At 73.2% G+C, this 15,353-nt stretch carries 13 protein-coding genes and 3 tRNA genes; 9 read left to right on the top strand and 7 right to left on the bottom strand.

Annotated elements, in window-relative coordinates; genetic code table 11:
• The first annotated feature begins 105 nt into the window (after nucleotides 1-105).
• Nucleotides 106-798 carry a GntR family transcriptional regulator gene (locus BUE44_RS06785; RefSeq protein ID WP_073494857.1) on the top strand — a complete coding sequence of 231 codons (693 nt, stop codon included), beginning with the start codon at nucleotides 106-108 and terminating at the stop codon, nucleotides 796-798.
• 53 nt (nucleotides 799-851) lie between these two features.
• Entirely contained in the window at nucleotides 852-1,505 is a 654-nt protein-coding gene (locus BUE44_RS06780; RefSeq protein WP_073494855.1) for a hypothetical protein, read from the top strand.
• A 51-nt stretch (nucleotides 1,506-1,556) separates the two neighbouring features.
• On the opposite strand, the gene BUE44_RS06775 is transcribed toward BUE44_RS06780, so the two are convergent.
• A complete protein-coding gene (locus tag BUE44_RS06775; protein ID WP_073494853.1) occupies nucleotides 1,557-2,315 on the bottom strand; it encodes an SLATT domain-containing protein in 759 nt (252 codons plus the stop codon).
• Between the two features lie 207 nt (nucleotides 2,316-2,522).
• Between BUE44_RS06775 and purD the strand changes: the two genes are divergently transcribed.
• The 4 genes from purD to BUE44_RS06755 all read left to right on the top strand — a co-directional run bounded on the left by purD (nucleotide 2,523) and on the right by BUE44_RS06755 (nucleotide 8,977).
• Nucleotides 2,523-3,785 carry a phosphoribosylamine--glycine ligase gene (purD, locus tag BUE44_RS06770; protein ID WP_073495393.1) on the top strand — a complete coding sequence of 421 codons (1,263 nt, stop codon included), beginning with the start codon at nucleotides 2,523-2,525 and terminating at the stop codon, nucleotides 3,783-3,785.
• A 400-nt stretch (nucleotides 3,786-4,185) separates the two neighbouring features.
• Nucleotides 4,186-5,961 (top strand): M48 family metalloprotease, encoded by a 1,776-nt coding sequence (locus BUE44_RS06765; protein ID WP_073494851.1) that lies wholly within the window; start codon nucleotides 4,186-4,188, stop codon nucleotides 5,959-5,961.
• 428 nt (nucleotides 5,962-6,389) lie between these two features.
• Nucleotides 6,390-7,877, top strand: a complete 1,488-nt coding sequence (locus tag BUE44_RS06760) for a N,N-dimethylformamidase beta subunit family domain-containing protein (RefSeq protein WP_073494849.1) — start codon at nucleotides 6,390-6,392, stop codon at nucleotides 7,875-7,877.
• Nucleotides 7,878-8,074: 197 nt separating this feature from the next.
• Nucleotides 8,075-8,977, top strand: a complete 903-nt coding sequence (locus tag BUE44_RS06755; protein ID WP_073494847.1) for a phosphoribosylaminoimidazolesuccinocarboxamide synthase — start codon at nucleotides 8,075-8,077, stop codon at nucleotides 8,975-8,977.
• Nucleotides 8,978-9,034: 57 nt separating this feature from the next.
• Here BUE44_RS06755 and BUE44_RS06750 read toward each other — a convergent pair.
• The 4 genes from BUE44_RS06750 to BUE44_RS06735 form a co-directional block, all read right to left on the bottom strand.
• Nucleotides 9,035-9,110: transfer RNA gene (locus tag BUE44_RS06750), tRNA-Gly, on the bottom strand.
• Nucleotides 9,111-9,251: 141 nt separating this feature from the next.
• Nucleotides 9,252-9,327 (bottom strand) — tRNA-Gly (locus BUE44_RS06745).
• Between the two features lie 57 nt (nucleotides 9,328-9,384).
• Nucleotides 9,385-9,456, bottom strand: a tRNA-Gly gene (locus BUE44_RS06740).
• Between the two features lie 178 nt (nucleotides 9,457-9,634).
• Nucleotides 9,635-9,952, bottom strand: a complete 318-nt coding sequence (locus BUE44_RS06735) for a histone-like nucleoid-structuring protein Lsr2 (RefSeq protein ID WP_073494845.1) — start codon at nucleotides 9,950-9,952, stop codon at nucleotides 9,635-9,637.
• 439 nt (nucleotides 9,953-10,391) lie between these two features.
• Between BUE44_RS06735 and purS the strand changes: the two genes are divergently transcribed.
• From purS to purL, 3 genes are read left to right on the top strand one after another with little or no spacing between them, the layout of a single operon-like run.
• Complete coding sequence (purS, locus tag BUE44_RS06730; protein ID WP_031516589.1) at nucleotides 10,392-10,637, top strand: phosphoribosylformylglycinamidine synthase subunit PurS; 246 nt, start codon at nucleotides 10,392-10,394, stop codon at nucleotides 10,635-10,637.
• Complete coding sequence (gene purQ / locus BUE44_RS06725) at nucleotides 10,634-11,314, top strand: phosphoribosylformylglycinamidine synthase subunit PurQ (protein WP_073494843.1); 681 nt, start codon at nucleotides 10,634-10,636, stop codon at nucleotides 11,312-11,314. The genes purS and purQ overlap by 4 nt, the downstream gene beginning before the upstream one ends.
• The gene (gene purL, locus BUE44_RS06720; RefSeq protein ID WP_073494841.1) at nucleotides 11,311-13,560 is read left to right on the top strand and encodes a phosphoribosylformylglycinamidine synthase subunit PurL; all 2,250 of its coding nucleotides are present in this window, start codon (nucleotides 11,311-11,313) and stop codon (nucleotides 13,558-13,560) included. Before purQ ends, purL begins: the two co-directional genes overlap by 4 nt.
• A 52-nt stretch (nucleotides 13,561-13,612) precedes the next feature.
• On the opposite strand, the gene BUE44_RS06715 is transcribed toward purL, so the two are convergent.
• Together BUE44_RS06715 and BUE44_RS06710 are read right to left on the bottom strand one after the other, a co-directional pair.
• A complete protein-coding gene (locus BUE44_RS06715) occupies nucleotides 13,613-14,416 on the bottom strand; it encodes a phosphotransferase (protein WP_073494839.1) in 804 nt (267 codons plus the stop codon).
• An 88-nt stretch (nucleotides 14,417-14,504) separates the two neighbouring features.
• Nucleotides 14,505-15,278 (bottom strand): SDR family oxidoreductase, encoded by a 774-nt coding sequence (locus tag BUE44_RS06710; protein WP_073494837.1) that lies wholly within the window; start codon nucleotides 15,276-15,278, stop codon nucleotides 14,505-14,507.
• Nucleotides 15,279-15,353 lie beyond the last annotated feature (75 nt).

The following is a 15,353-nucleotide window of genomic DNA, read 5'->3' as shown; positions in this document are numbered from 1 at the left end:
CACCACGGTCGCGAGCGCCCGCCGCGGGCCGATCCCGGGCCGTATCGTGTGCGGCGGGTGCGCGGCGGGAAGCCACCCGCGGACGCGACACGACAGGGAGACGGCATGCCGGAGGCGGGCGGTCCTGCCATGCCGGTGCGGCGCAGCAGCCTGCGCCAGCAGATCGCCGACGCCCTGCGCGACGAGGTCCTGACCGGCAGGCTCCAGGCCGGGCGGCACTTCACCGTCAAGGAGATCGCCGAGCTGTACGGCGTCTCGGCCACCCCGGTCCGCGAGGCCCTGGTCGACCTGGCCGCCCAGGGCCTGCTCGACGTCGAACAGCACCGCGGCTTCCAGGTGCGGCAGCTGACCGCGGCCGACTTCCGCGCGCTCAGCGAGGCGCGGCTCTTCATCGTCGAGGCGGCCTTCCGGCTGATGGGCGAGCGCGGCATGGGCGACCTGCCCGCCGACGCCGTGGCCTCCGTACGCCGCCGCGCCGAGGCCGCCGCAGGCGCCGCGCACGCCGGCAGCCTCGACGTCCTGGTCGGCTGCGACCTGCGCTTCTGGCGCGAGCTGACCGCCATCGGCGGCAACCCGCACATCTGCGAGTTCCTCGACCGTATCCGCACCCAGACCTGGCTCTACGCGGTGCCGCACCTGCGCGCCCTGCGCGACCCCGCGGGCGTCTGCTGGGCCGGCCACGTCGCCCTCGTCGACGCGGTCGCCGCCCGCGACACGGCGGCCGCGTACGCCCTCACCATCGAAGCCGACGTACATACCCGCGCTTTGATCGAAAAGCTGGCTCCCGCACGCTCCTGACGGGACCGGCGCACCCGATCTACCCTGGACGCCCCCGACCGGATGGAGTGTTCGTGGCCTGCGACCTGTGGCTGGTGCCGCTGGTGGACGTGCTCTGCCACAGCCCGGAAAACCCCTTCTCCGAGGAACTCGCCCGCTATGACAAGGCCCTGGGCGACGCCGGGCAGCCGCCCGTACCGATCCACGCGTACATGCCCGGCCTGTCGGGCGACGTCGGACCCGTCGCCTGCTTCGACTACGACGCCCTGCACTTCCTGCGCCGCGCCTATCTGCTGAGCCTCCAGGGCCTGGAGGTCTCGCCGGTCGACGCGCTCGGCGGCGACTACGAGCAACTGCTGGAGATGTTCGAGACCACCGCGCAGCGCTCGCACCTGGTGTGGCACTACGACCACGCCGGCGCATATGTGCCGCTGGACTTCCCCGAACCCGTCGTCAACGACGAACTGCTCGAAGGCGGCGGACCGCTCGGCTCCAGCCACGGACTGCTGCGCGAGCTGGAATTCGTCGCCCCGGTGATCGGCATCGACCCCGCCAACCCGCCCCTGCCGCCGGCGCCGCCCGACCGCCACACCACCCTCGAAGAGCCCGCACTCCACCCGCCCACCGGCCTGGAGGGCCCCTTCGCCCGCGAACACCACGTCTGGCTTGGCCTGCACGCGGCCGCGACCCGGTCGCTGGGCCAGGGGTCGATGATCGTCTTCAGCTGACAGCGGGGCCGGCCGGGCTCCCTCCTCAGACCCGGCCGGCCCGCCGGCCCCTCACCCCCCTTGCCGCGGATTCTCCGGCGGGCGCTGGCGGGGCATGTTCGGGCGGGTGCCGGGGTGGGGGAGGCGCGGCGAGCCAAGAGCGTCGGGGCGGGTCGGGGACCACGGAGGGGACTGGGTGCGCAGCGGGGTGCCCGCGGCCGTGCGGGACCCGAAATCCAGCATCCAGTCCGCGGTTTCCATCCGCACCAGGTCGGCGACGTCATCGCAGAAGCGGCGCAGGATCGCCAGGCAGCGCTCCGCGGCCTCCGCGGCGGTCCCCTCCGTCGGGCCGAGGACCTCCCGGACGCTTTCCGACGCCCAGTCGAAACGCAATTGCTCAAGGCGGCGCTCCACGCCCTGCGCCGTACCGACGTCCCGCATCCAGCCCGCGGTGAGGCCCATGACGCGGTCCATTGCCACGCACACCGTCGCCAGCAGCAGCGCCAGGTAGCCCCACGCCGCCGTGGAACCGCCCGTGCCGGTCAGCTCGACCAGCGGCAGCGCCGCGCCCGCCGCGGCGAACACCGCCGCACAGCAGCGCAGCCCCCGTGCCCCGCGGCGCTTCCACACCCGGTCACGCAGATACCAGTCCGCCGTACGCAGCGCGCCGGCCTCCGCCCAGCGGTACAGCTCCTCCAGCCGCTCCGCGGGTTCGCCCCAGTCGCCCAGCGGGAAGGGCAGCGCCCGCAGGTCCTCGTGCTGGTGGTGCAGCGCCCGCCGCTCAGGTTCCTCCCGAGGGGCTTCCTCGGGAAACATGTCCGGCTGGCTCACTGCACGCTCCCTCGATGGCTTCCGGCGCCCCCCGGCCTTTCCCGGCCGTGACGAAGGTCTCTTCTTAGCGCCGAACGGCTGAGCGTGGGGTGGGCAAGGCGGGACATCCGCCCGTACGGGCTGCGTGATCAGGTAGAGACCGCGGAATACGGTCACCCGAAAGAGTGAGGGCGGCCGGTGGTCGTACGGGCCACTACCCTGGTGCGCGTGAAGGTCCTTGTCATCGGCGGCGGCGCCCGCGAGCACGCCCTGTGCCGTTCCCTGTCCCTCGACCCCGACGTGACGTCACTGCATTGCGCTCCCGGCAACGCCGGCATCGCCGAGGTGGCCGAGCTGCACCCGGTCGACGCCCTCGACGGCGCCGCGGTCGCCGGCCTCGCCGCCTCCCTCGGGGCGGACTTCGTCATCGTCGGCCCCGAGGCGCCGCTGGTCGCCGGAGTCGCCGACGCCGTACGCGCGCGCGGCATCGACTGCTTCGGGCCCAGCAAGGAAGCGGCCGCGCTCGAAGGCTCCAAGGCCTTCGCCAAGGACGTCATGGCCGCGGCCGGCGTACCGACCGCCCGCTCCTACGTCTGCACCAATGCCGAGGAGATCGAGCGGGCCCTGGACGCCTTCGGCGCGCCCTACGTCGTCAAGGACGACGGGCTCGCGGCGGGCAAGGGCGTCGTCGTCACCGGCGACATCGGCGCCGCGCGGGCGCACGCGCTCGCCTGCGTCGCCGCGCCCGGCAGGGTCGTCATCGAGGAGTATCTCGACGGCCCCGAGGTGTCCCTCTTCGCCGTCACCGACGGCCAGACCGTCGTACCGCTGCAGCCCGCGCAGGACTTCAAGCGCGCGCTCGACGGCGACGAGGGGCCCAACACCGGCGGCATGGGCGCGTACTCGCCGCTGCCGTGGGCCGACCCGAAGCTCGTCGACGAGGTCGAGCGGACCGTGCTCCAGCCGACCGTCGACGAACTGCGGCGCCGCGGAACGCCCTTCGCGGGCCTGCTCTACGCCGGGCTCGCGATCACCTCGCGCGGGGTGCGGGTCATCGAATTCAACGCGCGCTTCGGCGACCCCGAGACGCAGGTCGTCCTGGCCCGGCTCAGGACGCCGCTCGCGGGCCTGCTGCGGGCCGCCGCCACCGGGCAGCTCGCCGGCTATCCCGCGCTGCGGTGGAGCGAGGGCGCCGCGGTCACGGTGGTCATCGCCTCCTACAACTACCCCGACACGCCGCGGACCGGCGACCCCGTCACCGGGCTCGACGTCATCGCCGAGCAGGGCGACCACGCGTACGTCCTGCACGCCGGTACGCGGCTTTCGGACGACGGGCGGGTCGTCAGCGCGGGCGGCCGCGTCCTTTCCGTGACCGCCACCGGGGCGGACCTCGCGGTCGCCCGCGAGCGGGCCTACCGGGCGGTCGACTGCGTCGGGCTCGACGGCAGCCACCACCGCGGCGACATCGCTGCGGCGGTGGCCGGCGCGTAGCGCTTTTTCGCGGGTGTGCTTGTTGGTTCCGGGCATCTCTTCGTGCCCGGAACCTGCGCTGGGGCGATGTGCGGCGCTTGGCGTCTTCTTCCGCGTGTGCCCGTCGGTGGCGGGAATTCGTGCCCGGACCCTTCGCCGGGGGGCGCCCTCCTGTGGGGAGGGCTTGGGGAGGGCTCCCGCCCACGCCGTGGGGAAGTTCAGGGGGAAGCCACTCCAAGGAGTGATGGCTCGGCCGTATGGATGACTGGTTCGCAGGGGGCGAACTAGGGTGCCGCGCAGGCGCACTGCGGGACATTGCGGCAAACAGCCGTACGGCCATTGCGATGTCGGTGGGCGGTGCGACAGTGGGGGGAGGCCGTCATCGGGGCGGTCGCCACAGCGCAGGGGGGTGAGCCGCCCGATGGCTGGAGAAGCAGGCGAGGCAGTGGCGCGGACCCGCGCGCTGGCGGTGCTGCGGATTCGCGGTGCCGCGCTCGGGGTGGTGCTGGTGCCGGCGGCGTTTGCGGTCGTGCTGCAGGTGGCCGGGACGACCGGGCGGATCGGCGGCGGCGCGTGGGACGGCGTGCGGTGGGGGCTGACGGGCGTCGCGCTCGTGGTGCTCGCCGTCGCGGCCGCGGTCGCCGCGGTGATCGCACGGGCGCGGCCGGCGGTCAGCCCCGCGGTGCCGGTCTCGGAGCGCGCGGCCCCCGACCTGCATCGGATGGTGCAGGAGCTGGCCGAGAAGTTGCAGGTCCCACCCCCGTCCGGGATAGAGCTGACGCCCGACTGCGACAGCTGGCTGGAGGACCGCAGGCCCGCCCCCGGTGACACGGAGCGCAGGCCCGCGCCCGTGCTGGTGATCGGCTCGCCCTTCCTGTGGTGGATGCGGGTCGCCGAGCTGCGCGCCCTGCTGGCCCCGGTGGTCGCCGGCACGGGCGCCGCCGCCGACCCGGAGATATACGCGGCCCGGCGTTTCGTCCGCGGGCTGGACGCCGCGGTCGGCGTGGCCACCCACGGCAGGCAGCAGCACTCGGTGCTGCTGCGGCCGGCGTACGGCACCCTCGGGTGGGCCGCTCGGCTGCTGCTGCGCGGATGCAGCGCGCATGTCGCCGAGATGGAGCGGGGCGTGGCCGCGTCCGCGTCCGAGCGGGCGCAGGCCGTCGACTACGGACTGCGGATCGTCGCCCAGGAGCAGGTCGGCCTCGCCTACGCGGGGTGGGACCGGCTGCTGACCCGCGTCGCGCTGCCCGCCTGGCGGATGGGCCGCTGGCCGTCCCGGCTGGACGCCGGCGTGGTCGCCGCACTGACCGAGCTGTCGCGCCGCGACCGGCTCGCCGACGGCTTCGAGACCAGGCTCGGCGAGCGGCCGGCCTGTGACCTGCTCGAAGAGCCGGGTGTCGTCGACGAGGCCGTGTCGCTGCTCGCGGCCCGCCTCTTCCACGGCGGCCCGCGCAGGACGGGTCCCGACTGGGCGCCGGTCAGTTGGGCGCGCTATCCCGAGGAAGTCGTGGACCGGATCTGGCGGGCCGAGGCCGCCCGGCTGATACGGGTGCTGGACGAGGTGCGGCCTGGGGCCCGCGCCCGGGCCGCCGCGGTGGCGGACGACGGTGGGCCGTCGCTGCCCGACCTGTCCGACCTGCCCGACGCCGAGGCCGCGCCGGCGCTGGGCTCGCGGGGGCGCGGGCTGGTGCTCGGCGGGCGCACGGTCCGCCGCACGGCGGTCGACCGAGGCGGGGTCCCGGCGCTGCGGGACGAACCGGGGCGGGCCACGCTGGCCCGGGTGATCGACCGGCTCGCGGCCGGCGGAAGCGAGGAGTTGGCGGCGCGGATCGGGACGCTGGTCGCGCAGGACGAGGCGCCGCCCTCCGGCCCGGGAGCCTGGGTCGAGCCCGCCCCTGGCGGCGGGTCGGCCGCGGACATCCCGACGCCGGTGTATCAACTCCTTCCGCCCCGGACGGGACGCGAGCTGCTCGCCGACCACGTCACCGCGATGGTCTGCTGTGCGGCCGTCGACACGGCCGGCGCCGGGGCCGGGCTCGACTGGCTCGACGGCCCCGCCCTCGTCGTGGACGGCGCCCGCCGAAGTGACCTCTGCTGGCCCGTCCTCCGACTCGTCGAGAACGGGGACGCGGCGCCCTTGCGGGCGTGGCTGTCGGCGATCGGCGTCCGCCCCGAGGCCACGGTCCGCCTGGCCTGAACCGGTCCCCCTGCGGGGGGCTTTGCGGATTTCACGGTGCCAACTCCGTGCCGGGTGCTGCCGCGGATTCCACGGTGCCGCTGCGCCGTGGCTCGGCGCTCCGTTCTCGCCCCCAGGAGCGGGCCGTGGGGGGTGCCCCCACGCCCCCTCAGGGGGTGCCCCTTGGGGGCGTTCCCTGGCTGCGGGTTCTCCTCCGGAGCGTTGCCGGGGGTGCCCCCGGGGGCCGGGTCGGTCTGGGGCTGATCGCGTCACCCGGCGGCCGGGGGGAGTGGGGTGGCTGGAAAGGGCGGGGGCCGCGCAGCGAATCGGTGCATATTTTCACCACGAACCGTGACGGTGGGGCCGCAATCTGTGATGTGCTTGCTTCGTACCGCACTATTGCCCCGCCGTGCGCGGCGGGTGGGGCGGTGGGATGGAGGGGATGGGTGATGGCGGCGGATCAGATCAGGCGGTGGGAGTCCGGGGCGCTCGCGCACGGGGTGTCGGATCCGTTCGGGCAGGGGCCGTTGCCGTGGCTGCGCGGGGAGCCGGAGTATCTGGGGGACGACGGGCAGGTCGTGCCCTGGTACGTGGACCTGGCCGCCAGCAGCGGGGAGACGCCGCGGCGGTCGCATCTGCCGGGGCCGCGGACGGCGGACGACGTGCGGCGGCAGATCAAGGGGTTCGCGTCGGCGGGGGCGGTGTCGCCGGGGGAGCCGATCGACTTCCGGATCACCGTGGACCCGCCGCAGGAGTTCACCGTCGACGTCTACCGCATCGGGCACTACGGCGGTGACGGCGCGTCGCAGGTCAGTGCGAGTCCGCGGCTGTCGGGGATCGCGCAGCCGGCGCCGCTGGCGGCGGGAAGGACGATTTCCTGCCATCACTGGTGGCAGTCCTGGCGGTTGCAGATCCCGCCGCACTGGCGCACCGGCGCCTACGTCGCCGTGCTGACCACCGTCGACGGCTACCGCAGCCATGTGCCGTTCACCGTGCGGGACCCGGCGGCCCGCGCCGACCTGCTCCTGCTGCTGCCCGACGTGACCTGGCAGGCGTACAACCTGTATCCCGAGGACGGCAGGACCGGCGCCAGCCTCTATCACGCGTGGGACGAGGCGGGCCGGCTGCTCGGCGAGGAGGAGGCGGCCGGGACGGTGTCCTTCGACCGGCCCTACGCCGGTGCGGGGCTGCCGCTGCACATCGGGCACGCCTACGACTTCGTGCGGTTCGCCGAGCGCTACGGCTACGACCTGGCGTACGCCGACGCCCGCGACCTGCACGCAGGCCGGGTCGATCCGTCGCTCTACCGCGGCCTGGTCTTCCCCGGGCACGACGAATACTGGTCGGCGCCGATGCGCAGGGCCGCCGAGGGCGCCCGCGACATGGGCACGTCGCTGGTCTTCCTGTCGGCCAACACCATGTACTGGCAGGTCGAGCTGGCGTCCTCGCCGGCCGGCGACCCCGACCGGCTGCTGAGCTGCCGCAAGCCGCGCGGCGACACGCGGGGCCGCGGCAGCCTGTGGCGCGACCTCGGCGAGCCGGAGCAGCTGGTGCTCGGCGTGCAGTACGCGGGCCGGGTCCCCCAGCCGTCGCCGCTGGTGGTGCGCAATGCCGGGCACTGGCTGTGGGAGGCGACGGGCGCGGCCGAGGGCGACAGGGTGGAGGGCCTGGTGGCGGGGGAGGCGGACCGTTACTTCCCGCGCACCGCACTGCCCGAGTCCACCGAGCGCATCCTGCTCGCGCACTCGCCGTACGAGGCGGCGGACGGCCGCCGCTGCCACCAGGAGACCTCGCTGTACCGCTCGCCCAGCGGCGCTTACGTCTTCGCGTCCGGCACCTTCGCGTGGTCGCCCGCGCTGGACCGGCCCGGCCATGTGGACGCGCGCATCCAGCGCGCGACGGCCAATCTGCTGGACCGTATCTGCAAGCACGGCTGACCGGCACCCGCCAGGACGGGCCGGGACGGGACGGGGCGGGCCGGAAAAGGCTGCGACGGCCCACGACGGCCCGGACCAGGCCGCCACCGGCCAGGACGCCCCGGAATCCGGCCGGGACCCGCCGTGCCCCGCGCGCGCCGCAGCCTCCCCGGTGCGCGAGAATCAGGGGCTGAACCACCGATTGGGGAGGACGACCGATGCCCGGATTCGTCGACAAGCCGGAGCCGGTGCAGGTGCCCGGACTGGAGCATCTGCATACCGGGAAGGTGCGCGAGCTGTACCGCAACGCCGCCGGCGACCTGGTGATGGTGGCCAGCGACCGCACCTCGGCGTACGACTGGGTGCTGCCCACCGACATCCCCGACAAGGGCCGGGTGCTCACCCAGCTGTCGCTGTGGTGGTTCGAGCAGTTCGCCGACCTGGTGCCGAACCATGTCCTGTCGACCGAGGTGCCCGAGGGCGCCCCCGCGGACTGGGCGGGCCGGACGATGGTGTGCAAGCCGCTGCGGATGGTGCCGGTGGAGTGCGTGGCCCGCGGCTATCTGACCGGCTCAGGCCTGCTCGAATACAACGAGCACCGCACCGTCTGCGGCCTCGCGCTGCCGGAAGGCCTGGTCGACGGCTCGGAGCTGCCGGCGCCGATCTTCACCCCTGCGACGAAGGCCGACGTCGGCGAGCACGACGAGAACGTGCCGTACGAGGAGGTGGCCCGCCAGGTCGGCGCCGAGACCGCGGCCCTGCTGCGGCAGACGACGCTGGCGGTCTACGGCAGGGGGCGGGACATCGCCAGGGACCGCGGGCTGATCCTGGCGGACACGAAATTCGAGTTCGGGCACGACGAGCAGGGCGCGCTGGTCATCGCCGACGAGGTGCTGACGCCCGACTCGTCCCGCTACTGGCCGGCCGACGAGTGGGAGCCGGGGCACCCGCAGCCGTCGTTCGACAAGCAGTTCATCCGCGACTGGCTCACCTCGGAGGCCTCCGGCTGGGACCGCTCGGGCGACACGCCGCCGCCCGAGCTTCCCGCCGAGATCGTCGAGCAGTCCCGGGCGCGCTACGTCGAGGCGTACGAGCGGCTGACCGGCACCCCCTGGTCGTAGCGCCGGCGGCGGGAGCACGAAGGCCCCGGTTCGGGTGAACCGGGGCCTTCGCCTGACTGGAGCGGACGACGAGATTCGAACTCGCGACCCTCACCTTGGCAAGGTGATGCTCTACCAACTGAGCCACGTCCGCAGGTCGTGCACATACTGTACCCGATCGGCTCAGCGGCCAGGAAACGGGTATCCCGAGCGGGGCCGCCGCCGGGCAGATCCGCCGGTCGGGCGACCGTACGACGAAGGCCCCGGTTCGGGTGAACCGGGGCCTTCATCTGACTGGAGCGGACGACGAGATTCGAACTCGCGACCCTCACCTTGGCAAGGTGATGCTCTACCAACTGAGCCACGTCCGCAGGTCGTGCAGACCACTCTACCCGATGCGCACAAGGCGCTTTCGCGTAGGCGATCGGAGCGGGCGACAGGAATTGCACACTGCGCCTCCCCCCTGGAAGGGGGGCGCTCTACTACTGAGCTACACCCGCATGACATCCGCTGACCTGGCCTTTCGGTCCTGCCCTCGGCGTGCTCCACACACTAGCGGACGGATGGGGGTGGCTGTCCAGTCGACTCCCGCCCGCCGTGTCGCGCCGTGCGCGCCGGGTGCGGCGGGGCGCGGCCGGCCCGGCGGAGGGCCGGCCGCACATCTCAACTGCCCCGTACTCAACCCGCCTTGTTGAACGCCTCGTAGACCTTCTTCGGAATACGGCCGCGAGCGGGCACCTCGAATCCGTTGGACTGCGCCCAGGCCCGCACGGTCGCCGGGGTGGGTGCGATCGGGGTGCGCTTGTAGGCGCGGCCCGAAAGGGTGCGGCGACGGCCGGCTTCGACGTAGGGCGCCAGCTCGAGACGCAGTTTGTCCGCGTTCTCCGACGAGAGGTCGATCTCGTACCACTGCCCGTCGACGCCGAATGCGATCGTTTCCGCGGCCTCGCCGCCGTCGAGATCATCGGCGAGGGTGACCAGTACGCGTTGCGCCATGGGGTTCGGTCCTTTCGTGCGCCGTCGGTCTGCCCGCGCGACGACCGGCCGGTGTCGCCGGGGCCGGTGACCGGGCCGTGCCGCCGGGCCGGTGCGGCCCGGTGCGGTACGGGCCGGCCCGGCTGTGGTGTCGCGGGCACGCCGACGCGCAGGTGTCGACAAATGTGCATTCAGGGCGGTGCTTGTGCGGTGTCACCGAGGTGTCACGGAATGGGATGGCAGATGTTACTGATAATTCCCGGCCGTACGTCATCCCAAGCCTGTACGCCATCGGGACCCTATGATTTTCCGCCGGGTTTCCCCAGGTATTTCGACAGCCGATACATAAACGTGATGCATGATCGGACGCTGATCGGACCTGAACACCATATCTACTCGCGTAGAATTTCACACCGGGTAGGCTGGGGGCACCTCACGCACCACACCACCGGGAGTGCCAGTGGCACGCGTCGTAGTCGACGTCATGCTCAAGCCGGAGATCCTCGACCCCCAGGGCCAGGCGGTACAGCGAGCGCTGCCGCGCCTCGGGTTCGCCGGGATCTCCGACGTCCGCCAGGGAAAGCGCTTTGAACTCGAGGTCGAGGGGCCGGTCGACGACGCCGCCCTCGCCCGCATTCGGGAGATGGCGGAAACCTTTCTCGCCAACACCGTGATCGAAGACTTCGACGTAAAGGTCGAGTCGTGACTGCCCGCATTGGCGTCGTCACATTTCCCGGCACGCTGGACGACCGCGACACGCAGCGGGCGATCAGCATCGCGGGCGCCGAAGCCGTACCGCTGTGGCACCGTGACAACGATCTCAAGCAGGTCGACGCGGTCGTTCTGCCGGGCGGCTTCTCCTACGGCGACTATCTGCGGGCCGGTGCGATCTCCCGCTTCTCGCCGGTGATGGGCACGGTTATCGAACAGGCGCACGCGGGAATGCCGGTGCTCGGCATCTGCAACGGATTCCAGGTGCTGTGCGAAGCGCATCTGCTGCCGGGCGCGATGCTCAGGAACACCGGGCTCCACTTCGTCTGCCGCGACCAGAAGCTCCGGGTCGAGACCGCGGACACCGCCTGGACCTCGGATTACGTCCCCGGCCAGGAGATCTCCATCCCGCTGAAGAACATCGACGGCCGCTACACCGCCGACGAGCGCACCCTGGACGAGCTGGAGGCCGAGGGCCGCGTCGCCTTCCGCTACAGCGACGTGAACCCCAACGGGTCGCTGCGCGACATCGCCGGCATCACCAACGCGGCGGGCAACGTCGTCGGCCTGATGCCGCACCCCGAGCACGCCGTGGAGCCGCTGGTCGGCACCGGGCGCACCGACGGCCTGGCGTTCTTCACCTCGGTCATCAAGAAGTTGGTCAACGCATGAGCCTGGACACGGTCAAGCACTCCGCCGAGACCCCCGACTCGGCGCAGCCCTGGAAGGAACTCGGCCTCAAGGAGGACGAGTACGCGCGGATCAGGGAGATCCTGGGCCGCCGCCCCACCGGCGCCGAGCTGGCGATGTACTCGGTCATGTGGTCCGAGCACTGCTCGTACAAGTCGAGCAAGGTGCACCTCAAGCAGTTCGGCGACAAGGCACCGCAGACCGACGCGCTGCTGGTCGGCATCGGTGAGAACGCCGGTGTGGTGGACGTCGGGCAGGGCTACGCGGTCACCTTCAAGATCGAGTCGCACAACCACCCCTCGTACATCGAGCCCTACCAGGGCGCGGCCACCGGTGTCGGCGGCATCGTGCGCGACATCCTGGCGATGGGCGCCCGGCCGGTCGCGGTCATGGACCCGCTGCGCTTCGGCGCCGCCGACCACCCCGACACCAAGCGCGTGCTGCCCGGCGTCGTCGCCGGCGTCGGCGGCTACGGAAACTGCCTGGGCCTGCCCAACATCGGCGGCGAGGTCGTCTTCGACCCCTGCTACCAGGGCAACCCGCTGGTCAACGCGCTGTGCGTGGGCGTGATGAAGCACGAGGACATCCACCTCGCCAAGGCGTCGGGCGCCGGCAACAAGGTGATCCTCTACGGCGCCAGGACCGGCGGCGACGGCATCGGCGGCGTCTCGGTGCTGGCCAGCGAGACCTTCGACTCGACCGGCCCCTCGCGGCGGCCCGCCGTCCAGGTCGGCGACCCCTTCCAGGAGAAGCTGCTCATCGAGTGCACCCTGGAGATCTTCCGCGAGCAGCTCGTCGCGGGCATCCAGGACCTCGGCGGCGCGGGCCTGTCCTGCGCCACCTCCGAGCTGGCCTCGGCCGGCTCCGGCGGCATGCGCGTCGAGCTGGACACCGTGCCGCTGCGCGACGCGACGCTCTCGCCCGAGGAGATCCTCATGAGCGAGTCGCAGGAGCGGATGTGCGCGATCGTCGAGCCCGACAAGGTCGAGCGCTTCCTGGAGATCTGCGAGAAGTGGGACGTCATCGCCACCGTCATCGGTGAGGTCACCGAGGGCACCCGGCTGGAGATCTACTGGCACGGCGAGCAGATCGTGGACGTGCCGCCGCGGTCCGTCGCCCACGAGGGCCCCACCTACCACCGCCCCTACGCCCGTCCCGACTGGCAGGACGCGCTCCAGGCCGACGACGCCGGCAAGCTGGCGCGGCCGGTGACCGGCGAGGAGCTGCGCGAGCAGGTGCTCGCGCTGGTCGGTTCGCCCAACCAGGCGTCCAAGGCGTGGGTCACCGACCAGTACGACCGCTTCGTGCAGGGCAACACGGTGCTGGCGCAGCCCGAGGACTCCGGCGTCGTCCGCATCGACGCCGACACCGACCTGGGCGTCGCCATCGCCACCGACGGCAACGGGCGCTACACCAAGCTCGACCCCTACGCGGGCGCGCAGCTCGCGCTGGCCGAGGCGTACCGCAACGTCGCCGCGACCGGCGCCAAGCCGCTGGCCGTCTCGGACTGCCTGAACTTCGGGTCGCCCGAGGACCCGGCGGTGATGTGGCAGTTCGCCGAGGCCACCCGCGGCCTCGCCGACGGCTGCCTCGCGCTCGGTACGCCTGTGACCGGCGGCAACGTCTCGCTCTACAACCAGACCGGCGACGCGGCCATCCACCCGACCCCGGTGGTCGCCGTGCTCGGCGTGATCGACGACGTCAACCGTCGTACGCCGATGGCCTTCGCCGAGCAGGGCCAGCTCATCCTGCTGCTCGGTGAGACCCGCGAGGAATTCGGCGGCTCCGCCTGGTCGCAGGTCGTCCACGACCACCTCGGCGGGCTGCCGCCGGCGGTGGACCTGGAGCGCGAGAAGCTGCTCGCGGAGATCCTCATCTCCGGCTCGCGCGACGGCATGATCGACGCCGCGCACGACCTGTCCGACGGCGGCCTGATCCAGGCGGTGACCGAGTCCTGCCTGCGCGGCGGCCACGGTGCCCGGCTGGTCGTCCCCGACGGCCTCGACGCCTTCACCTTCCTCTTCTCCGAGTCCGCGGGCCGCGCCGTCGTCGCCGTCCCGCGCTCCGAGGAGCTGCGCTTCACCGACATGTGCGGTGCGCGCGGTCTGCCGGTCACCCGGATCGGCGTGATCGACGGTGACGCGGTGGAGGTCCAGGGCGAGTTCGCGATCCCGCTGGCCGAGCTGGGCGCGGTGCACGAGGCCACGATCCCGGCGCTGCTGGCCTGACGTCCTGCGGTACGCGGCGGCGCCCTGCCATGGGCGCCGCCGCGTTTCGTGCTCAGTCGCGCAGCGCCGCCGCGTAGGCATCCCGGTGCGTGACCAGCCAGGCCTGCATGCGGTCCCAGCGCGTCCAGCCGCCGTGCCGGGCCACCGCCTCGGTATACGCCGGGTCGCCGTCCGCGAACCGGCGTTCGACGAAGGCCCGTCCCGCCGCGGTGGCCTGCTCGATCACCGCGGGCAGTTCGCGCCGCTCGGCCGGCGTCAGCCCGTAGGCGTCGGCCAGCAGCCGCAGCCGCCGCAGCTGGTCCAGGCCGGCCGGATAGTGGACGGCGGCCGACTCGGGATCGAGCGTCGGCACCCAGTAGCGGGCCGTCATCGCCACGTCCCACAGCGGACGGCCGGGCGCGGCCAGGTCGAAGTCGATCAGCGCGACGGCCTGCCCGTCGCGGAAGACGACGTTCTTCGGGCACACGTCGTTGTGGCACAGCACCGGCCCGCCCGCCGGGTCGGCCAGCACCCGGTCCCAGTCGGCGGCAGGGTCGAAGCCGACGCCCGCCGCCGCGTCGTGCAACCGCCGCAGCAGCCGGCCCACCGAGCGCAGCGCGCCGTCCGCCACCACCCATCCCGGGAAGGGCGGCAGTGCCACGTCCCCCTCGACGTACGTCAGTTGCTCCCGCCCGCCGTCCAAGCCGACCCCGACCGGCGCCCCGTCGAACCCCCGCTCGCGCAGCCCGGCCAGATACGCGTGCACGCCCGCCGCGTTGCGCGACGCCGGGCGGTCCACCACCGCGCCCCGCCGGAAGACCGCGCCGGCGTTGGCCATTCCCCCCGCGAGCCGCTCACCGTCGGGCTGTGTCCCCATGCGCGCTTCCCCCAACTCCTCGCCGGGCACGAACACTACGACGAAGTGGCGATGGGCCGGGGAGTGCGGCGGCGCGGCAGGCCACCGGTCAGCCGAAGCTGCGGACGGCGGTCAGGCCGCCGTCGACGGGGAGGGTCACGCCGGTCACGTACGAGGCGCGGTCGCTGAGCAACCACGCTGCCGCCTCGGCGAATTCGGCCGCCTCCGCCACCCGGCCCAGCGGGGTCGCCCGGCCGACCGCGTCGGCGAAGCCGGGGCCCGGAGCGAAGTAGGCCTCGGTGGCGGACGTGCGGGCCACGCCGGGCGCGATGGCGTTGACGCGGATGCCGTGCGCCGCGTAGTCGGCGGTGGCCGCCTTCACCAGACCGATCGCCCCGTGCTTCGCGGCCTGCTGCGTGCCGTCGCCGAACCCGCCGACCAGCGCGCCGACGCCGGTGTTCACCACGATCGCGCCGCCCTGCCCGCCCGCGACCATCGCGCGCAACTGGGCGCGCAGGCACAGCCAGGTGCCCCGCAGGTTCAGCGCGTGCACCTCGTCCCAGGTGTCCTCGTCGCGGTCGGCCAGCGGGGCGGGCACCGGCCCGGCGCCCGCGTTGTCGAAGGCCGCGTCCAGCCTGCCGTACGCCTCGATCGCCGCCGCCACGGGGCGCTCCGCGCCCTCCGCGGTCGTGATGTCCGCCGTCACGGCCACCGCCTCGGCGCCCGCCGCGCGCAGTTCGGCGGCCAGCGCCGCCACCTCGCTGCCGGTCCGGGACGCCAGCACCAGGCGTGCGCCCTCCGCCGCGAACAACCGGGCCGCGGCCGCCCCGATACCCCGGCCGGCGCCGGTGACGACCGTGACCTTGCCCTCAAGAATTCCCATACCCTCACCCTCCCTGCCGCGCGCGGCCGGCACCATCGGCCGGCCCGGCCCAGGGACGCCCCTTGCGCGGCGGCT

The sequence above is a fragment of the Actinacidiphila paucisporea genome, from assembly GCF_900142575.1.
In the GTDB taxonomy this organism is placed as follows: Bacteria; Actinomycetota; Actinomycetes; order Streptomycetales; family Streptomycetaceae; genus Actinacidiphila; species Actinacidiphila paucisporea.
The sequence above is the reverse complement of the archived record's forward strand: the minus strand, read 5'-3'. Positions and strand labels throughout refer to the sequence as shown.